Genomic DNA, 20,544 nt, shown 5'->3' with positions numbered 1-20,544 from the left:
CAAGGTAATCTAAACAGGTTCCGGTATGGTTTGGGGAATTGGTGCTGGAACTGTTTGAGGAATTGGCCCTGGAACTGGCACAGGTATAGGAGTAGGTACTGGTTCTGGTACAGGCCCCGGTAAGGGTTGGGGAATCCCTGGACTTGGTACTGGTTCGGGACTAGGTAGCGGGTTCGGTTCGGGATTGGGAATACGTGGTTCGGGTATAGAAATCGCAGTAGGATTAAGCATGGTAAGTCTAAATTAAATTATTCAACCTTCCCAAGGTAGATGACAACCTCAGTTGTTGACATCTCCCCAAATGGCTATACCCAGCGACACTTCCTTTAACTTGAGCATCAGGCATTAGAAATTGCTTATTAATTATTCTTCCCCGCCCCTCTGCTCCTCTGCTCCTCTGCCCCTCTGCTCCACCACCACCTCTGGTACTGGGTCGTAACCACCTGGATGAAACGGATGACAGCGCAAAATCCGTAGGGTTGCCATCCAGCTACCACGCAATACTCCAAATCGTTCAATAGCTTGAATAGCATACATCGAACAAGTTGGTTGAAAGCGACAAGTCGGGAGAAACAACGGCGAGATAAACATTCGGTAGCCCTGAATCAGCCAAATCAATAATAGTTTCATTGCAGTTACCTAAATCTTATAAATTAGTAACAGAGGTAAAAATTTCATCTTGTCGCATCTTTGTTAATTACATTTTCTGATTTCACCTCAATTCCGGTTTTATGGCTGCAAATTGCGTTGGCTGCAATTTGGGTGTTACTCATTCTCCTAATTGCATGGGTGGTAAACCGCTTTGCCGACAAGCCAGAAATCGTGCGGAAGATAGTTCATATTGGCACTGGTAATGTGATTTTAATCGCTTGGTGGCTCGATATTCCCGCTAGAGTCGGGATTACAGCTTCTATTTTAGCCAGTGCAATCACCTTATTATCCTATCGATTGCCCATTCTTCCTGGTATTAATAGCGTTGGACGCCAAAGTTTAGGGACATTCTTTTACTCTGTCAGTTTCGGTATTTTAGTCGCCTGGTTCTGGTACTTGCAACAACCCCAGTACGCAGCATTAGGAATCTTGATTATGACTTGGGGAGATGGACTAGCAGCCTTAATTGGGCAACGCTTTGGTACACACAAGTATAAAGTTTTTGGGACAGAAAAAAGTTGGGAAGGCTCCCTGACTATGATGCTCGTTAGCTATCTTGTCAGTAGTTTGATTTTAGTTGGAACTCAAGGAAACAGTTGGCCAACTTGGGTTGTATCACTTTTAGTAGCAGTTATGGCTACAGCTTTAGAAGCTGTTTCATTTTTGGGTATTGACAATTTGACAGTTCCTTTAGGTAGTGCAGCCCTTGCCTACTTTTTAAGTCAGTTATTCATGATGTGAAAAGTCAGATTGACCCATACCATCATGTACAGCTTGTGGTTGTAGGTATTCAAAATATGTGAATATATGTTCATTTACAGTAAATACCTTCAAAAACACCAAATATTGACTATACCTGCTCTAGCGCATTGATATATCTAAAACAAATACAGGATTTTATATCTATCTTGAGAAACAAAAATGCAATTTTGTTTTATGTCTCCAGGTTTATGAAATCCTGACAAACAATGCCTATAGTTGGGTCTTAGGTGGACACACACCTAATTTCGTAAGTGAGGCTAACAATCATGTCACATCAAATAATTACATCTGAGTTGCTTAACGAGTTATCTGACGAGCAACAACAGATGCTAGTCGGTGGTGCCGACTTTGAGTTGAGCGGCAGCAATTTCGGTAACAGACGGAATATTTTATTTGGAAAAACCAGTTCCGGCCCCCACGGTAGCAAGGCCGCTTCCGCAGGCATTAGTAATACCGTCAATACTGCTGCACAAGACTTCTTGGGCTTGGGTGGAAATATTCCTACAGGAATTGGAGCCTTGGGTACGTCACCAGTTGGTGGTGATCAAGCCAACGGTACTGAGAACGGTACTGAGAACGGACTGGAGAACGGTACTGAGAACGGACTGGAGAACGGTCTTGAAAATGGCGACGCATAGATGGCTTGAAAGAATCAGCTGTCACACCAAAGCACTTCACAAATTTAGGTAGTGAATAGTAAGTGGGTTCTCAAACAGTCAAAAGTGAAGAATAAATCAAGTTTTTTATGAGACTCGTTCTGGGTTCCTACTCCCCTACCTAAAATGTGCAATTTTGAACAAAATAGCTGATATTGCAAGAGTCACCTTATTCAATTTCCAAAACAATACCGCAAACTTCGCTATCGTGATAGTGCTGAGTAATATGGTTGCTCAAGGCTTTCTCTCCTTGGGTGCTTGAACCAGCCCTAGATTCCAGAGCTTTCCTGTAATTTTCCTTTTTGTACAACCTAATGATTTAGCTAAATACCTTAAGGAAAACTCCATCAGCGAGTTAGGCTCTGGAATCTTTTATAAAAGAGGTACGTAAGTGAGGCTAACCAATGATGTCATATCAAATAATGACATCGATTTGGGTGGATCTGTTTCCACGGAAATTACAGGTTTACTCGCCGTCTCTTTCCTTTAACTATTTCCACAAGTTACCTGCAAAAGTTGTCACATCAGAGCGCTTCACAAATTTAAGCAGAAAATGGTGAGTATGGGTTTTCAAATAGTTAAGAATGGCGATTTGTTTAGTCAGATAGCGAAGTTGACTGTGCTATCTAGGTGGTGTTGAACAATTTCGCCACTCAAGGTTTCTTCTCATTGATTTGTAGAAGCGATCGCAGATTTTGAAAATATCCTGTCTACAGATGTTCTGGCTTTATATATAACCCAAATATCTAAAATCAAGACTTTCCGCAAAACTACATCCACCAATCAATCTCTGTAATGGTGATTTTTCATTAGGATTATGCTAGTGAGGCTAACAATAATGCCACACTAAATTGTCGCATTTTTGGGAATAAAAGGGGGATGAAGGAGACTATTATGACTCGCTCAACGTAAGTGAGGACTTTGAGGGAGTTTGAGCATTCTCCTACATTTTTTTAACGCGTTGCACACGTTAGAAATTTGAGGAAGGTGATTCTGGCGCGTCGCGCATACCTTTCTCTTCCCCCCTTTTCGATTATAGAACATTGTAAAGCATGATGTTTGTCACTGTTAGCAGCATCTGTTAGCGTTTCAATTTTTTAGCAAAGTATTTTTAGCAGGTAAGCCGTAAACACCTTATTTAGAGGGATTTATCAATGCTTTTGTGTCAACGCAACAGGCTTGACTTTTAGATCACCTGATTTTTTCATGTATCCATTCACAACAAAAGGTGCAATGCCGTGAAATCTTTACGCACAGTGGAGGACTCTTCTTGGAATAGGTTTAATGAACCTAATCCAGACCAACTTCATTTAGTTGAAGTTAACGAGTTTCTCCCTCATCTCGGTAAATGGACAAACTTTGGAGGAGGAATTCTGCTAACTATTTTTGTGGCAGGAGTTAGTCTTACATCAGTTCTGAATTACAACGTCACGGTTAAAGTCCCTGCAAGTATTCGACCTGTTGGAGAACAGCGAATTGTTCAGTCTGCGATGAATGGAACCATTCAAAAGATAGATGTTCAAGAAAATCAGGTGGTAACTAAAGGACAAGCTATTGCTTACGTTGATGATTCTCAACTCCAAACCCAAAAAAGTCAATTAGAAAGCAGTATTCAGCAGAGTCAATTGCAACTAAATCAAATTGATGCTCAACTCGGTGAAATGAATGTCCAGATTGCGGCTCAGACAAACTTAATTAACCGCACAATTATGGCTGCACAAGCTGAGTTAGGTGGTATTCAACGCAACTATCAAGATCAGCAAATTAAAGCTACAGCTGATATGACAAAAGCAGAATCAGCCTTGACCTTAGCGAAGGTGCAAAAAGAGCGATTGCTGCGAGAAAAAGTCTTAATAGCAACGGTTCAAGAGGCGGAAGCAGCTTTGAAATTAACTCGGCTACAAAGAGAGCGATTGCAGCCGATAGTAGCATCGGGAGCAGTTCCTCGTAATCTGTTTGAGGAAAAAGAACAAGCCGTTAAGTCTGCTGAGGCGAAGCTAGAAGAAGCTAAAGCTAACGCTAAAAATCTCATGGAGGAAAAAGAATACGCTTTTAAGGTGGCACAAACGGACTTACAAAAGGCTAGAACCGCGATCAATCCTAGTAATGCTGTTGTAACGGTGGCATCTGAACGGATTAAGCAGGAACAAGCAAAAGGTGAAGCGACCTTAGCCGCTTTGAACAAAGAAAGAGAGACTCTTTTACAGCAGCGCCTTGAATTGCAAAAGCAACTCGATCGCAGTGGTCAAGAACTACAACAAGTAAAAACCGATCTAAATAAGAGTGTAATTCGATCGCCAATCGCCGGAACCCTGCTGCAATTGAATCTTCGCAATCCAGGACAGGTAGTGCAACCCAGTGAAGCGATCGCTCAGATTGCTCCCCTCAAAGCTCCTTTGTTAATTAAAACTCGCGTGCAGGCTCAAGATATTGACAAGGTAAAAGCGGGTCAAAAAGTCCAAATGCAAGTTTCCGCTTGTCCCTATCCAGACTATGGAACTCTCCAAGGAACCGTCGAAACAGTTGCACCTGATGCTCTACCAACTTTAAAAAACAACGTAGATCAGAATGTGGCGCAGGTACTCGCTTATCAGGTAACTATTCAACCGCAAAAACCATATTTGGGTAGAGGCGATCGCCAGTGTCATCTAAAGTCGGGGATGGAAGGTAGAGCAGATATTATTTCCCGCCAAGAAACGGTACTTCATTTCATTCTCAGAAAAGCTCGATTAATTACAGATTTTTAATTCAAAATTGCTCTGCTGACTTTGTGTACCAATTTTAAAGGTCGGTAAATATGTTTGGTCTATTTAAATTCCGTAAAAATTATCAGTGTGTTTCCCAGTTGAGTGAAGAAGACTGTGGAGCAGCTTGTCTAGCTTCGATTTCCAAACATTACGGGCATTTTTTAAGCATCAATCGCAGCCGAGAAGCGGTAGGAACTGGACAGCTAGGAACTACTTTGCTGGGTCTAAAACGTGGATCTGAGAATCTGGGTTTCAATGCTAGAGCAGTTAAAGCTTCGCCTGCGATCGCAGACAGAATCACAGAACTAAACTTACCAGCAATTATTCATTGGCAAGGCCATCACTGGGTTGTTTTATACGACAAGCGGGGTAGAAAATACGTTATTGCCGATCCAGGCGTGGGTATCCGTTATATCACCAAAGAAGAGTTAACAGCAGCTTGGAATGGGGTGATGCTCTTACTAGAGCCAGATCCGGATCGCTTTTTTAAGCAACCCAAAGAGAAAGCACAAGGTGGCTTAGGGCGCTTTTTAATGCGGATATTGCCTTATCGGGGATTACTGAGTCAAGTTTTGATGATCAATATTGTCCTGGGTGTGATGGCTCTCAGTACCCCAATCCTCATCCAACTGCTGACAGATGATGTTCTTGTGCGCGGCGATACCCAGTTACTCAATGTTGTGGTTTTAGCCGTTATCGTCATGAGCTTGTTCAGCAGTGGTCTGCAAGTATTGCAATCCATCATGATTGCCCATTTTGGTCAACGGCTACAATTAGGGCTAGTCTTGGAGTTTGGACGAAAAATTCTCCAATTGCCCTTGAATTACTACGAATCTCGCCGCAGTGGCGAAATCATCAGCCGACTGCGAGATATCAACGAAATCAACCAATTGGTATCGCAGATCGTAGTTCTTTTACCTAGTCAGTTTTTCATTGCAGTAGTTTCGTTCAGCTTCATGCTGTTTTATAGCTGGCGGTTGACATTAGTAGTCATCTTCATTGTCTTATTAATGACCATATCTAGCTTGCCTTTCTTACCCATCCTCCAGCAAAAGACCCGCAGTCTCTTGGTCTTAGGGTCAGAAAATCAAGGTGTTTTAGTTGAAACCTTTAAGGGAGCGCAGGTAGTCAAAACCACAAACGCTGCTCCCCAATTCTGGGATGAATTACAAAGTCGTTTTGGTCGCCTTGCTAATCTCACTTTTGGGACTATCCAAATCGGAATTATCAACAGTACTGTTGCTAGGCTTATTTCCACCATTGGCGGCATCATTCTCCTTGGACTAGGAAGCATCCTGGTGATTCAGGGGGAATTAAGCATAGGTCAAATGCTGGCTTTTAATGTCCTACAGGTTAACGTTCTAGCTTTAATTAACTCGTTAGTTGGATTAATGGATGAATATGTTCACTCTCAAGCAGCAATCTCTCGCCTTTTAGAAGTTATCGATGCTACACCAGAAGTGGTCGGGACTGGTCAAAAGCCGACTGCACAAATCTCTGATGATGCAGATATTCGTTGTTCCCATCTTCAATTTCACCACGCTGGCAGAGTTGACTTAATAGAAAATTTTTCTCTCAAGTTACCTGGTGGGAAGGTGATTGCTTTAATTGGTGAGTCTGGTTGCGGTAAAAGTACTTTGGCAAAATTGATCGCAGGTTTATATCAACCAAACTCTGGTAATATTCGCATTGGTTTTTTTAACATCCAAGACCTTTCGCTGGATTGCTTGCGACAACAAGTAATTTATGTACCTCAAGAGCCTCACTTTTGGAGTCGCTCGATTTTAGATAATTTCCGCTTAGGAACGCCTTATATTTCCTTTGAAGAAATTGTTAAAGCTTGCCAGATTGCTGATGCAGACGGCTTTATCAGTCAACTTCCTAATAATTATCAAACTGTTTTAGGGGAATTTGGGGCAAATCTCTCTGGTGGACAAAGACAACGATTAGCGATCGCTAGGGGCATCCTTACTAATCCACCTGTACTGATTTTAGACGAAGCAACTGCGGGACTTGATCCGGTAAGCGAATCCCACGTGCTAGATCGGCTCTTGGAATATCGAGAAGGCAAAACTACGATTTTGATTACTCATCGTCCCAGTGTAATGAATCGCGCTGATTGGATTGTACTACTAGATAAAGGTGAGGTGAAACTACAAGGGACTATAGAGACTTTTCTATCTCAACAAGGAGACCACTTAAAGTTTTTATCTCTGTAAAAATTAGGCTCTAATGAGCAAATACAACTATGTCTCAAAATCCCAAATCCCAAAATCCTGAATGGTTCAGGTATTTGTCTGAAAAAGAACAGGAAACCCTAGTTGCTGGGCAAATTACGAATATACCAGATGAAGGTATGCCAGTTGAAAGTAGTTTTTTTCTCCAACAGAATAACATTCAAACTATGGCAGACAATACATTAAATTTTGCAAATGGTGATGTATATTCTCAAAAAACTAGATATATTTCGTCACAATTTACACTAGGATTTACTATAAAAATTCCATTCCCAAATTTCCCTTTATTTCTAAACAAAGCAACCAATTTTATGAGAAATTAAATCCTTTGTTTAGTTAAAAGTTAATTTTTTGTATTGAATTGCTTCAAATATATCATTTCATTAATGATGCATTTGAAGCAATTTCCACTTTCACAATATTTATCTATTTAGAAAAACATCAAAATTATTCAAAAATAAAATATACCCAAGCCAATTATTGATTAATTCATTAGTTATGCTATTAGCTTGCTTTGGATTTTCATGAACCAAAAGAAGTAAATGTTCCTGAATATTTTATAACTTTAGAGTAATTTATTCTCTTGGCAAATAGTTAATAATAAAAATATAGGTGATTAGCACCTATATCAGTAAGTGAGGTAAATAATTTATGTCAACTCAAATGATGTCTGATTTGCTTGTGGATCTATCCACAGAACAACAACAGCTTCTAGCTGGGGGACAAAGAACAAGTGAACCCGATGAAGATGAAACAGATGATAATGGACTTTCCGATTCTGGTACTCGGAGTCGTCGCCCCCGATACTTCATTCGTGGCATTGTTAGGCTAGAAAGAGTTCGTTAAACTTTGCAATTAGCGAGGGACAGAGAAGCTAATTTAACTCACTCAAGATAAATTAAATTTTGAGAAAGAGTTTGATTTGTCTCTTATTTTCCCTTAAGGCATGAAATAATCAGCCTAGAGATAATAAAGGTAGATGCTAAGAAAGCAACTACCTTTCTTCTAGCTCATTGTTTCAGATAAAAGTTTCGACTAATTAATGAGTACAGCTTTTGCTTGATAACTCAAGGCACTGGGCATTCTTTTGCACTGTACAAAAGTGAAGCAAACAATTATGTCAGATCAAATTATCACGTCTGATTTACTTGTGGAGTTATCCACAGATGAACAGCAGCTTCTATCTGGAGGAAGAGAATACGCTATTGAGGATCTCGAAAGGTTTGTTATTTATCGTGACAAAAGGCGTCCTGTCAAACTTAGCGGTACTATTGATCTACCCAAACCCAACAAGTAAACTTTGCAATTAGTGAGTAGGGGGAGGAGAAAACTTGTATAAGCTGCTCAATATCAATCAGATTTTGAGATAGTTTGACAGTCTCTTATGTTTTGTTAAGGCGCTAAATTAGCAGACCAGAGACAAGCAAGGAAACTGCTAAGATCAGTGTTTACCTTTCTGTTACCGTATTGCTCCAGATGCAAGTAGTTTTGACTAATTAACGAGTAATTTTTCCGGGAAAACTCAAGACAAGGCTTTAGCCCTGATTTTGCATCCATGAAGATATTGTGTCATCATGGATGCCTACCTATTTTTAACAATAGCCATAATTAATCATTACGCACTCAAAATATATCCCGCTTGTTTAATAAATTAGGGATCTCCGATTTGTAATTATCATAAATCAAATAAAATTGCTAGAAAAATGTAGTTTATTAATTTATAACTTTTGGATAGTTGAATCTTTAAAAAAATATGTAGAAGTAAAAGCATAAGTATTACTCACCTAAATTGTTTAGATATAGGTGTGTAAAACCTATAGCTAAAAGTGAGGCAAACAATCATGTCAAATCAAATCATCACATCCGATTTACTTGTAGAGTTATCCACAGAGAAACAGCAGCTTCTATCTGGGGGAGTATACAGCTTATTAATTTATAACTTTAGGATAGTTTAATCTTTCAAAAGAATATATATAAGTAAAAGCACAAGTATTACTCACCTGAGTTTTTCGTAATCATGTGCGTAAGACTTATGTACAAAAGTGAGGCTATGTACAAAAGTGAGGCAAACAATTATGTCAGATCAAATTATCATATCTGATTTGCTTGTAGAGTTATCGACAGAGGAACAGCAGCTTCTATCTGGGGGGGTATACGGTTATTATGGACGCCCTTATGGACGCCCCTATTATGGACGCCCCTATTATGGACGACCCTATTATGGACGCCCCTACTGTTGATACTAAGTTAGCAAAGCCTAAGCAGTGAGTAATCTCTGAATTTAACCTTTGCCATTAGTGAGGAAAGTAGAAGACTTAGATAACTCGCTCAACATAAATTAAGTTATGAGAGAGTTTGAGCCGTCTTTTATCTTTTCTTAATGCATAACATCAACAGATGAGATTCAAGAAAGATAGATGCTAAAAATAGCATCTATCTTTCTACTGTCCTTTAACTTATTGCAGCAAAATAATCAATTTCCAAAATGCCTTCTGAAAATTTTTGGGTTAGCTGGATGCAAATTATGCCTCCAATTTTGTCGAGTCTATTAACAGCGATCGCTCCAAATTCAATCGAGTAAAATCGGATTGACTAACTCCGGCGCTTCATCCTGGGGATAATCCCTAATACCCAGCCCCTAATACCCAGACTGGCTATTGGTTACTCATCTTCATCGGGTTCTAAATCCTCTGCTGTCAGTTCTTGATGGGGAATTGCAGCGATAATTGCATCTATTACTTTAGATACTGGTAATATCTCAATATTCAAGTCGGGAAATTTTGTTCCTTTGGGCACGATCGCTCTTTTAAATCCCAACTTAGCAGCTTCTTTCAATCGCAGTTCCATTTGGGAAACCGATCGCACTTGTCCGCCTAACCCAACTTCCCCAATTAATACTGTACCAGGATCGACGATGCGATCGCGGAAACTGGCAACGATCGCGATCGCAATTCCCAAATCTACCGCCGGTTCTTCCACATTCAACCCACCCGCAGAAGCAACGTAGGAATCTAACTTGGACATGGGAATTCCCACCCGTTTTTCTAAGACGGCGAGAATTTGCACCAGACGGTTGTAATCTATACCAGTGGCAGCGCGACGAGGGGAAGGGTAACTGGTGGGACTAACCAAAGCTTGCAATTCCACAACGATGGGGCGAGTGCCTTCACAAGCAACAACAATGGCAGTACCAGGAGCAGGATCGTCACGGTTGCCTAAAAATAGCTCTGAGGGATTGGAGACTTCCCGCAATCCATCTGTAACCATTTCAAAAATGCCGATTTCGTGAGTTGCGCCGAAGCGGTTTTTAACCGTGCGTAATAATCTATGAGAGGCAAAGCGATCGCCTTCAAAATACAATACTGTATCTACTAAATGTTCTAAAACTTTTGGCCCAGCGATCGCTCCTTCTTTAGTGACGTGCCCCACAATGAGCATGGTGACATCTTCATGCTTCGCCACCTTCATCAATGCTGCTGTACATTCCCGTACCTGAGCCACCGAACCTGGTGCAGAAGTCAGCGCCGGAAAGAATACCGTTTGAATACTATCAATCACCGCCACGTTTGGCTTAAGAGAATCTATTTCCCGTAAAATTTCTTCTAAATCTGTTTCCGGCAGTACATATAAATCTGCACCTATACTGTCAGGGTCTATGGGAAGACTAGTATCTACTACTACTTCAGTCTTATCCTCATTAACCACGCTTAGAGTTTTTGATACTCCCAAACGGGAAGCTCGTAATTTTACCTGCTGTCCAGATTCTTCACCAGTTACGTAAAGGATGCGATATTTCTGTGCTAATTGATTAGAGACTTGCAGCAATAAAGTCGATTTACCAATACCCGGATCGCCACCAATTAGCACCATAGAGCCAGGGACAACCCCACCTCCAAGCACCCGATCTAATTCTCCATAACCAGACTCCCAGCGGGCGATTTGGCGATCGGTAATTTGATCGAATGTTAAAGAGGCTCGCGCTTTAGCTGGTTTATTATGAGATTTGCCATTGCCTTGAGCGGATTGCCAACTGCTTACTCCCCCCCGACTGGGTACATCTACTGAGGATTGAATAGAAATTTGTTCTTCTAGAGAGTTGTAAGTACCGCAAGCTGGACACTTACCAAACCACTGGGGCGATTCTGCTCCACATTCATTACAAGTGAAAAAGGTTTTTGGCTTTGCCATTCTTAAATCTTATTAAATAATCTTAATATTTACTTAATTCTTGAAAAAAACTAAAAACCAATAATAGTAGTATTTGGAGCTTTTTCCAAATCAATTGATGGAATGATATCTTAATAATATGGTATTAAAAATTAATCATGTAAATTTTTAGTCAAGGAGCGTTGAAAAACTTGGAAAGCCATAAAGAAAAAATCTTGGTGGTAGACGACGAAGCCAGCATTCGCCGGATTTTGGAAACGCGTCTTTCCATGATTGGCTACGATGTAGTGACGGCTGGCGATGGGGAAGAAGCTTTGGAAACTTTTCGCAAAACTGAGCCTGACCTGGTAGTTTTAGATGTAATGATGCCAAAGCTAGACGGCTATGGTGTATGTCAAGAATTACGAAAAGAATCAGATGTCCCCATTATTATGCTAACAGCCTTGGGTGATGTAGCCGATCGGATCACCGGGCTAGAATTGGGTGCTGATGACTACGTAGTTAAACCATTTTCCCCCAAGGAGCTAGAAGCCCGGATTCGCTCAGTGCTGCGGCGGGTAGATAAAAACGGTGCTTCTGGCATTCCCAGTTCTGGGGTAATCCATGTCGCTAATATTAAAATCGATACGAATAAGCGACAAGTCTATAAAGGGGATGAGCGAATTCGATTGACGGGTATGGAGTTCAGCTTGTTAGAGTTGTTAGTCAGTCGCTCTGGAGAAGCTTTTTCTCGTTCGGAAATTTTGCAGGAAGTTTGGGGTTATACACCAGAACGTCATGTGGATACCCGCGTAGTAGATGTGCATATATCCCGTTTGCGGGCAAAGTTAGAAGACGATCCCAGTAACCCCGAATTGATTCTGACAGCGCGAGGTACTGGTTATCTTTTCCAGCGGATTATTGAACCAGGGGAGGAATGAGGAAATGAGGCAGGGGGCAGGAGGGGGAGCAGGGGAAGCAACAAGAGAGGGGAAAAGGTTAAAGGGTAAAGGGTAAAGGATGAAGAAATAAACCCTTTCCCCCTTACCCATTCCCCTTTACCCTTCTTACCCATGCCCAATGCCCAATGCCTAATCTTCAATGACAAATGACAAATGACAAATGACAATCGAGTTTTGCGGCGTCTACCCATTGTTGTGGGTGGGCTAGGCTCTGTGCTTTTGCTGATAAACCGTTTATTGACACCAGAATTAACCCAGTCTCAATCGCGTGGTGATGTGGTGGGCGTGATTTTGAGTGCGGTGTTAATTTTGACGGGCTTAATTTGGCAGCAAGTTCAGCCGCGATCGCCTGATACTGTAGAACTAATTGGAGAAGAAGGTTTTGTATTAGCAGCAGATTTACCAGATACAGTGAAAACAGAGCTAGCGTGGGCATCTCATTTATTGTTAACTAATACAGTCACGCGATCGCTTGTGGTTTTTTATCAAGGTAAAGTTTTGTTGCGTCGCGGTATTCTGGGTACTAAATCTGAAGTTGTACCAGGAGTAATCTTAAAACAGGTACTCGAAAAACAAAAACCGATTTATCTAGTGGCTCTAAAAATATATCCAGGTAGGTTTGAATTTGATTATTTACCAGAGAATACTCAAGGTGTAATTTGTCAACCTATTGGCAATCAAGGTGCGCTAATTTTGGCAGCGAATGCTCCTCGTAGTTACACCAAACAAGATGAAAACTGGATTGCGGGAATTGCTGATAAATTAGCCGTTACTCTTAGCTCAACTTTATAGTGATTCCCAGATACATAAAGTACACATCAAAACCTCACCCTTATAAAGCACAGCATTATAAGGGTGAGGTTAAGCTATACCTCACTATACGAGGAAACACAAACACTTGTAGAGACAACGATTTATCGCGTCTTAAAAACCCACGATTTTGTACAAGTAGCGCTTAACTGAATCGTATTGATATATAAAACTCCTATTTGATTTTTGAAAAAACACCGTACAACTAAAAAAGCCCTCTTGCCTACCCACGCAAGTAAGTTCAAAAATTAAAGCGGATTCCTATAGTTAATTACGAATTACGTTAGCGCAGTGGTAGCTACAAGTCCGCGTTCCTTACTCTTAAGCAAGCTACGCGCAGCGTCTTGTAGAGAGCGTCATTACGAATTACGAATTACGAATTACGAATTATTTAAGTCACCAAGAAGTCAAAAAATTCCACCCTTCCTTTTCTTCTGGTGTCTTTTCTTCTTTTTCTTCTTTTTCTTCTTTTTCTTCCGGTTCTTCGGATGTCTTTAAATTTGTCTGTTGAATTAAATTATTATATTCTCCTGAATCAACCCATTTTAATAACTCGCCAGCTCGCATAACTACCCAGGAAAGACTTGATTCTGTATAGCTTAATATTTTGGTGACTTTATCAACATTATCAAAGCTATTAGATGCAAACTCACGAGCTTGCACAAGAAAATCTTCAATTACAGCAGTAGTCAAGTACTCATCTGGTAAACCTGCGAGTTTCATCAGTGTAGTAGTTGCTACATCAATATCTTGACAAGCCAGTAAAGCAGCACGATCAGCAGTGAACCTAGCCATCATCCGCCAATTATACAAACCCAGTTCCATTCCACCAGCTACCAACCCACCGACTCCCAGTGTGCCACTGCTCAACAAATTTTTTAAAGCTGGCATAACAATTGCCATTTGATGATAAACCATGTGCTGACTCTTGATGCGAGCGATTTCGTGTCCGAAAACGTAAACCAACTCATCAGCGTCAAGCCACTCCATTGCATCTAAATTTATACCGACAAGGGATTTCTCCACCCCAACAATGTAGGTTTCAATATGACCTGTGCCTCGAAACAGATACAATTCAGGAAGTGGAGCAACATCAAGAATTTGGCAGGTTTCTACAAATGCTTGATGTAATTCGGGAAAATTACGGGGCGAAATTCTGATTTCACTACCAAGGCTTTGCAGTCTGAGTAAGCGATCGATGCCGTATTCGTTAACTTTTTTGAGTAGCAAGGAGACACCGGGCATATTTTGCAAAGAAGCCAAGGCTTTCCGATCAAAGGGGTGTTCGTAGGCTTCTGAACTCAGTCCAGTTAATATTTTTCTCGTCATGGGGTTTGAGCTTTTAAATAGCAGTTTAGAAGTATTAGGCAAAGTTGTAACACTATGTACTAAGCATTTGTCGCTATCTTGCCCAGATAGAATATACAGTAGGTGCGTACAGATGTGCGTCCCTACTGGGAAATTTGGAAATTTACAATTGATCTATGCAAATTATTTATTGGTTATTAGTTGCTGTAATGGTTGTGGGTATTATTGGTGCTGTAGTTCCAGCCATTCCCGGTAGCAGCTTAATTTTAATTGCAATTATCGTTTGGGGAATCGTTAGTAGTTCCTTTGCAGCTATCAAGATTCCCCTAATTGTGACAATTGTCGTTTTATTCCTCAGTGTCGGAGTGGATTTTTTAGCTAGCTATGTAGGAGCAAAACAAGCTGGAGCTAGTAAGTGGGGGCAAATTGGCGCAATTGTTGGTTTGGTGGTGGGATTTTTGGGACTGTTACCAACTTTGCCTTTTGGGGGGCCACTATTAGGAATTTTACTAGGCCCACTTTTGGGAGCAATTATTGGTGAGTATCTTTACCGTCGTGAATTTGGGTTGGCGGTTAAAGCAGGTATAGGAATTGTAGTTGGGTCTTTGGTTGGAAATTTGATTCAAGGTTTGTTAGCGATCGCAGCAGTTGTAGTTTTTGTTGTGACAACTTGGCCACAGGTATTTGGCTCTTAGTATTTCCAAGGTCTGACACCTTTGAAAACAGCGGTAATAGTTAGCATTTAGCTAATTGTTACAAATATTCAATTTGAGACAAAGACTATCCATACTAAATAGGACTTACGCAAACAATAGCCAAAACCCTGATTTGACGGTAGGGGCAATTCATGAACATTGGTGTCAACTTAACGCAAAAACTATGTCCCGCAAGGAACTTCAGTTCCAAGAATCATAGCGAAAGTCATCTTCAGATGACTAGATATCCCCAAAGATATTTAGTCTACTTCAGTAGACTTTAGCTATGAGCCAGAGAATGAATTCTCTGGCGGATTATGAAGCTCGCAGCGAAGCTATTTCTAGCTTAATTTGACACCAATGATTCATGAATTGCTCTTACCGTATGTAATTTTGCGTAAGTCCTACTAAATAAATGCAGCGGTTCCTTTCAATTATTCTCCGAGACGAACCGTTTCACGAAAAATTAGTAACTGAAGACAATAGATACATTCCATACTCGATTTATCTAAAAAATAGTTGAGCAATGCTAAGTATCAAAAAGCACTCTAAATTTTATATACGTAAATTGTTTTTCTTCAAGTCAGAGCTATTGCCAATAATTTAAATCTTGTTAAATGAAAGATATACAAAGCACAGATAGATAAGGAATTAAGATTTCATGAAGGATAGTAATGCGTTGAAGATGTGATGAAGACCACTCAGTAAATATTGCAGGCTCTAAGTCTATGTGATTTTATGGAGATAAGAAATGCATTACGCAATTTTTGCTTTCACTGACAGTATTTTTCATAAATTACTGAGATTAAAAGTAAAGACATTACTCTGACTTACGGTTATTACTAGGAGCTTAAAACAACAATGATTGGTTTTAAATCTAAATTACTAAATGCAACTTTAGCTATTACTGCTGCACTACCCTTAGCTACTGCTGGGTTGTTTACCTCTGCTGGGTCTGCACAAGCTGCTGCACTTAGTGGTGAGATTCAGTTTACTGGTGGTTTTACTGCATCTCCCTTCGCTAGTAGCCAAATCACATTTTCTCAAGATGCGCTAACTTTTACTCCTCAGCCAATCACTCCAATTGGAATTGGTTCTGCAACAGGAAACTTTTCAGCGTTTAACTCAGGCAACATAGGTAACATCATCTCATTTTCATCAAAAGTTGCAGATAATCCATTTATTGACTTTGGCTCTCTTACTTATCCTGGTTTCATTTCCCCTGGAGAGGATACTAGTTCAATAACAGATGGATTGAATACTTTTACTTTGACATCTTCTAGCTACAAGCTAAATGAAAGCGGTCTTAATGTTGGTATAGATGTTGCACTTTTCGGATTTTTTACCAGTGCAACTGGGGAAATATCTAATGGAGGAGGAAACTTAACTTTCCAAGTCAACAATACGAGTTTTGCTAGCGTAAATACAATACTCACTGGTGGTGGTTCAATTAGTAATTTAAGTTTTTCTGGTGGTACATTTGCCACTGTTCCTGAACCAGCGGCTTTACTAGGCTTGGGTGCAGTAGGCGGAGTAATGGTTATGTCTCGCCGCCGCAAAAGTTTCGTCAAATAGACCTATCCTCAAATATAAAAAAGTTACTTTTAGTTGCTAAAAGTAACTCTAATTTATCGATTCGATCTGGCTGGAATGCAAAATTTTTCCAACTAGGTCGAAATTTTTTATACTGTAAGACAAATCTATTTAAGGATGAATTTTCTTAACCTTAGATAAACTTAAACTGACTGCAAAGATTGTTTTGCTTCATTGGCGATCGCATCTACTTCATCATTAGCCAAAGTTTCTAAGATAGATTTGGCTTCTGCATTACCCAAACGAGCCAAGGCTTGTACAAGTCTATAACGAATTTGCCAATCTGGATTGGTAGCATAGGGAGCTAAAAGGGGAACTGCTTGTATATCTCCCAAGTCACCCAAAGAACTAATAGCAGCAGTTTGGACTAATTCGTTTTCTGATGAGAGTGCCTCTTTGAGTAGTTCAAAGGCTCGTGGATCGCCTAATTCTCCTAATGTAGCAATAATACTGAATTGTATGAGCCATTCACCGGTTGTATGATAAAGTTGCTGCAAATCTTCAAAAGCTTCACGTAACTTCAGAGCGCCCAAACAGTCTGCGGCTGCTGCTTGTACATCTACTTCGGAATCATTAAGCAAGCGATCGCGCAAGATATCCAAGGATAACTGTAAATCCTGCGTTCCCAGTGTATCCATTTGACTCACTGCTGAGTAACGGACACGGGAATTGCGATCGCCAATCGCACTTTGAATTAATTCAAAGCCAATGGCAGGTTCCAGTTGGCGAATTTGATTTACTGCACGTAAGCGATCGCCTAAATCCTCAGAACTGAGCAATTGCTTAACAGACTCCGGAGTAATACTCATTTAGTTATCCTTGATTTTCAAAGCTGTAAAAAACAGTCAAAAGTCAACAGTTAAGTGTTAAAAACTCTTGACAAATGACCAATGATCAATGACTAATGACTAATGACAACTGACTAATCTTGACTAGCTGCCATAGCCCGAATAATATCACCACGAGTGAGAATACCAATCACTTGACCTGTGCCCTCAAGTACTGGCAAGCGGTGAACGCTGCGATCGTGCATGATTGTAGCTGCTTCTTTTAAAGTTTTATCAGGGGAAATAGCGATCGGGTTTTTACTCATCACCTCCCCAACAGTTTGCCCTAGTGCCTTATGCAAATCACGGTCATAAGTAGCAGGGTTTTTTAAATAGATAACACTATCAAGAAACATAATGTACGCCGGTGGAGTAACACCAGTTTCTTGCCACATCAAATCGGTTTCCGAGATAATACCAACCAATTTCCCGACATCATCCACAACAGGTAGCCCGCTGATGTGGCGTTCTGCGAGAATTTGGATAGCTTCCTTCAGTGGAGTTTCTTCCCGGACAACAATCGGATCGCGGCTCATTACATCGGCAACGGTTTTAGGCATTTATTTACTGATAACTTTAATCAAAGTCCCTGCGCCTATTGTAGAAAATTGCGGGACTCAACCTGATGCAATTAATAGATTGTTACGGGATTCGTCATTAGTCATTGGTCATTAGTCATTGGTCATTGATTATTTTTTGTTCCCCCAGTCCCCAGCCCCTAGTCCCCAGTCCCTTTTAAGACAGCAATAATTTGAGTATTTGCTTTCGGAAAAGTAAACTGCTCCAGTTCTTCCAAAGTTACCCAGCGAATTTCATCGGATTCCAAAGGTTGGGGAACACCTGTAAGATGGCGGCAGTGATGTACTGTGAGGGTAACACGCAAGTTTGTATAACTGTGGTCAATAGTAATCAGATGCTCTCCCACTTCAATTACTATTCCCAGTTCTTCAGAAATTTCCCGTTGAATACATTCTTGGATAGTTTCACCAGGCTCAATTTTACCACCAGGAAATTCCCACAAACCACCCATAGCTCCCTCTGGACGACGGCGATCAATTAAAATTTGCTTTTGGTCATTCCAAATTACTGCAACACCAATGATTTTGTGGGGTGGGAAAGAACTGGTTTCACTCATAGTTGATTGGGTAAATTGGGAGTGGGGAGTAGAGGAAGAATTCCTGAATTTTGACTAATAACAAAACTCGGCAGACTAGTTGTAACTCTGCCGAGTTTAGATTTATTGCGAAGTTAGTCTACTGCTGTTAGTTTATCCACAAATGTATCTTAATCATTTATAAACTCCGCGCTAGGCTCTGCATTCCTACCCTGTAGGAAGGTGTTTATGTAGCGTCTCGTAGAGAAGCACCTATGGTTTAAACTTCAACCTCAATTTGTAACTATTTTGGATAAAAAAATTAGTTGATGCATAATTGGGAATTAGCGGCGAAAATTTCACAGAGGCTTATTTTCAATTCCTATCGCCGCGATTGTGATGAGCTATCAGCCCAATAATATTAAATAAATTTCCCAAATTTTACATTTCTAGTCAATTTCGCTGTTGTTGGTTTCAGCCCCTTGTAGGGCGATTTCAAAATTCATTCTCTGTTCAGCGTTACGTAAGAAATAACCACTAATCATAGCAGAAGCCAGAAGCCGACCTAGACTTTCCCGACTGGTGCTTACGGTGATGCCAAAGTGTTCTGAAGGTAAATTACCCAATAATCCTGTAATATTCCGTTCCATCACCTGAAAGACTTCGGCAGATGTGGGTTTAGATAGCTGGGTAACTGTCTCTGGACTTAACGATTTAACGTACTGCCATAGTAAATCGTTAGTTTCTGATTCGCTATTAAAAAACTCTGAGACACGATTGGATGGGTTACTCATTTTTTAGCTCCTTAACTACCACTACTGGCTACGGTGCTTGTGATTTGAATATTAAATGCCTGTTTTGGATTTGACTTAGTTTTTTGTCTTCCTGTCAACTAATGTAACAGCCTAGCTTGAGAGTGGAAGTAGGTGTAACCGTACCAAAGTCAGCGTATTTTCTCACCCATCGGTCATTAGTGATTGGTCACTCGTCCTTTGTAAATAACTAATAACAAAGGACTAATGACTAATGACTAACTTGCCAAATATTCATCCATGTTGGCTTTAGATTTGCGAAGTTTGGTTAAGGCTTCGCGCTCAATTTGCCTAACTCGTTCTCGGCTGATGTTTAGTATTTCGCCAATCCTAGCCAGAGTCAGCGCTTGCCCATCAGTTAAGCCAAAGCGTAGCGTGATTACTTCCCTTTGTTGTGGCGTCAGATCACCCATCAGGCGGTCTAAGTCATAAGATAGGGAAGATTGCATGACAAACTCTTCGGGAGATGCTCCTGGATCTTCCAGCATTTCTCCAAGTTCGGTGTCGTAGTTATCACCCAGCCGCAAATCCAAGGAAAGGGGCAAACGCGCCTTTTCTAGATACTCTCGGACTTGTTTGGGGGTCAATTCTAATTCTTCAGCTAGCTCACCAGCTGTAGGAGCGCGTCCTAATTTTTGAGACAATTGACGCTGTGCCTTTTTAATCTTATTTAATTTTTCAGTAATATGGATAGGCAGCCGAATGGTGCGGGCTTTTTCGGCAATAGCACGAGTTATAGCTTGCCGAATCCACCAATAGGCATAAGTAGAAAATCTATACCCTTTGGTGGGGTCAAACTTTTCTACGCCCCGTTGCATACCAATACTACCTTCTTGGATCAAGTCCAGTAAATCGACGTTGCGCTTGATGTATTTTTTGGCAACGGACACTACCAGCCGCAAATTGGCTTCTACCATCTTGCGCTTGGCAATTTCGCCATCTGCGATCGCTTCGTTTAATTCTGTTGGTTCTAGGTTTGTCGCTTTGGCCCACTCTTCTAGAGTCGGTTGACGGTCTAGCTGGGTAGCAAGACTTTCCCTTGATTCGTGCAAAGCGCAGGAACGTTGCACTTGTTTCCCATAGAAAATCTCTTCCTCGTGGGTTAAGAGTGGCACACGGCCAATCTCACGCAGGTAAGTCCGCACGAGGTCTGTGGCTGTCTGAGCGGTCTTCATGGCGCTACTCTTTGGTAATGATGGGGTTGGCGGTAGGGTCATTAAGGGATAGATGCTTTATTTATTAGGG

21 protein-coding genes are annotated in these 20,544 nt (G+C 40.8%); 12 read left to right on the top strand and 9 right to left on the bottom strand.

Annotation, left to right across the window (positions count from 1 at the left end):
• Positions 1–9 precede the first annotated feature (9 nt).
• Complete coding sequence (locus ACWATR_RS16675; protein WP_460334529.1) at positions 10–231, bottom strand: hypothetical protein; 222 nt, start codon at positions 229–231, stop codon at positions 10–12.
• Between the two features lie 132 nt (positions 232–363).
• Entirely contained in the window at positions 364–630 is a 267-nt protein-coding gene (yidD, locus tag ACWATR_RS16670; protein WP_460334526.1) for a membrane protein insertion efficiency factor YidD, read from the bottom strand.
• A 60-nt stretch (positions 631–690) separates the two neighbouring features.
• Between yidD and ACWATR_RS16665 the strand changes: the two genes are divergently transcribed.
• From ACWATR_RS16665 to ACWATR_RS16630, 8 genes are all read left to right on the top strand, one after another.
• Positions 691–1,392 carry a diacylglycerol/polyprenol kinase family protein gene (locus tag ACWATR_RS16665; RefSeq protein WP_460334523.1) on the top strand — a complete coding sequence of 234 codons (702 nt, stop codon included), beginning with the start codon at positions 691–693 and terminating at the stop codon, positions 1,390–1,392.
• Between the two features lie 287 nt (positions 1,393–1,679).
• Complete coding sequence (locus ACWATR_RS16660; RefSeq protein WP_460334520.1) at positions 1,680–2,051, top strand: CTB family bacteriocin; 372 nt, start codon at positions 1,680–1,682, stop codon at positions 2,049–2,051.
• A gap of 1,256 nt (positions 2,052–3,307) precedes the next feature.
• Positions 3,308–4,816 (top strand): HlyD family secretion protein, encoded by a 1,509-nt coding sequence (locus ACWATR_RS16655; RefSeq protein ID WP_460334517.1) that lies wholly within the window; start codon positions 3,308–3,310, stop codon positions 4,814–4,816.
• A 50-nt stretch (positions 4,817–4,866) separates the two neighbouring features.
• Positions 4,867–7,035, top strand: a complete 2,169-nt coding sequence (locus ACWATR_RS16650; RefSeq protein WP_460334514.1) for a peptidase domain-containing ABC transporter — start codon at positions 4,867–4,869, stop codon at positions 7,033–7,035.
• Positions 7,036–7,064: 29 nt separating this feature from the next.
• Positions 7,065–7,376: a hypothetical protein gene (locus ACWATR_RS16645; RefSeq protein WP_460334511.1), complete on the top strand. Its 312-nt coding sequence runs from the start codon at positions 7,065–7,067 to the stop codon at positions 7,374–7,376.
• A gap of 328 nt (positions 7,377–7,704) precedes the next feature.
• Positions 7,705–7,899 carry a hypothetical protein gene (locus tag ACWATR_RS16640; RefSeq protein WP_460334508.1) on the top strand — a complete coding sequence of 65 codons (195 nt, stop codon included), beginning with the start codon at positions 7,705–7,707 and terminating at the stop codon, positions 7,897–7,899.
• A gap of 271 nt (positions 7,900–8,170) precedes the next feature.
• Complete coding sequence (locus ACWATR_RS16635) at positions 8,171–8,350, top strand: hypothetical protein (protein ID WP_460334505.1); 180 nt, start codon at positions 8,171–8,173, stop codon at positions 8,348–8,350.
• A gap of 778 nt (positions 8,351–9,128) precedes the next feature.
• Positions 9,129–9,293, top strand: coding sequence for a hypothetical protein (locus ACWATR_RS16630; RefSeq protein WP_460334502.1), 165 nt, complete (start codon positions 9,129–9,131; stop codon positions 9,291–9,293).
• Between the two features lie 421 nt (positions 9,294–9,714).
• Here the strand turns inward: ACWATR_RS16630 and radA are convergent, their stop codons facing one another.
• Positions 9,715–11,241, bottom strand: coding sequence for a DNA repair protein RadA (gene radA, locus ACWATR_RS16625; protein ID WP_460334499.1), 1,527 nt, complete (start codon positions 11,239–11,241; stop codon positions 9,715–9,717).
• A 170-nt stretch (positions 11,242–11,411) separates the two neighbouring features.
• Here radA and rpaB point away from each other — a divergent pair, with 170 nt between their 5' ends.
• Entirely contained in the window at positions 11,412–12,140 is a 729-nt protein-coding gene (gene rpaB, locus ACWATR_RS16620) for a response regulator transcription factor RpaB (protein WP_012412029.1), read from the top strand.
• A gap of 174 nt (positions 12,141–12,314) precedes the next feature.
• Positions 12,315–12,953, top strand: coding sequence for a cofactor assembly of complex C subunit B (locus ACWATR_RS16615; protein WP_460334494.1), 639 nt, complete (start codon positions 12,315–12,317; stop codon positions 12,951–12,953).
• Between the two features lie 414 nt (positions 12,954–13,367).
• On the opposite strand, the gene ACWATR_RS16610 is transcribed toward ACWATR_RS16615, so the two are convergent.
• The gene (locus ACWATR_RS16610; protein ID WP_460334491.1) at positions 13,368–14,300 is read right to left on the bottom strand and encodes a M48 family metallopeptidase; all 933 of its coding nucleotides are present in this window, start codon (positions 14,298–14,300) and stop codon (positions 13,368–13,370) included.
• 155 nt (positions 14,301–14,455) lie between these two features.
• On the opposite strand from ACWATR_RS16610, the gene ACWATR_RS16605 reads away from it, so the two are divergent.
• Positions 14,456–14,974, top strand: a complete 519-nt coding sequence (locus ACWATR_RS16605; protein WP_069073423.1) for a DUF456 domain-containing protein — start codon at positions 14,456–14,458, stop codon at positions 14,972–14,974.
• An 861-nt stretch (positions 14,975–15,835) separates the two neighbouring features.
• Positions 15,836–16,549, top strand: a complete 714-nt coding sequence (locus ACWATR_RS16600; protein WP_460334488.1) for a PEP-CTERM sorting domain-containing protein — start codon at positions 15,836–15,838, stop codon at positions 16,547–16,549.
• Positions 16,550–16,710: 161 nt separating this feature from the next.
• Here ACWATR_RS16600 and nblB read toward each other — a convergent pair whose 3' ends face one another.
• From nblB to ACWATR_RS16575, 5 genes are all read right to left on the bottom strand, one after another.
• Positions 16,711–17,376, bottom strand: coding sequence for a phycobilisome degradation protein NblB (nblB, locus tag ACWATR_RS16595; RefSeq protein WP_069073421.1), 666 nt, complete (start codon positions 17,374–17,376; stop codon positions 16,711–16,713).
• A 113-nt stretch (positions 17,377–17,489) separates the two neighbouring features.
• Positions 17,490–17,954 carry a CBS domain-containing protein gene (locus ACWATR_RS16590; protein WP_460334484.1) on the bottom strand — a complete coding sequence of 155 codons (465 nt, stop codon included), beginning with the start codon at positions 17,952–17,954 and terminating at the stop codon, positions 17,490–17,492.
• Between the two features lie 158 nt (positions 17,955–18,112).
• Positions 18,113–18,529 (bottom strand): 8-oxo-dGTP diphosphatase MutT, encoded by a 417-nt coding sequence (mutT, locus tag ACWATR_RS16585; protein ID WP_069073420.1) that lies wholly within the window; start codon positions 18,527–18,529, stop codon positions 18,113–18,115.
• 407 nt (positions 18,530–18,936) lie between these two features.
• Complete coding sequence (locus ACWATR_RS16580) at positions 18,937–19,281, bottom strand: DUF760 domain-containing protein (protein WP_420758129.1); 345 nt, start codon at positions 19,279–19,281, stop codon at positions 18,937–18,939.
• Positions 19,282–19,517: 236 nt separating this feature from the next.
• The gene (locus ACWATR_RS16575) at positions 19,518–20,474 is read right to left on the bottom strand and encodes an RNA polymerase sigma factor, RpoD/SigA family (protein ID WP_069073418.1); all 957 of its coding nucleotides are present in this window, start codon (positions 20,472–20,474) and stop codon (positions 19,518–19,520) included.
• Positions 20,475–20,544: the final 70 nt, after the last annotated feature.

The sequence above is a fragment of the Nostoc sp. UIC 10890 genome (assembly GCF_054786515.1).
The sequence above is the reverse complement of the archived record's forward strand: the minus strand, read 5'-3'. Positions and strand labels throughout refer to the sequence as shown.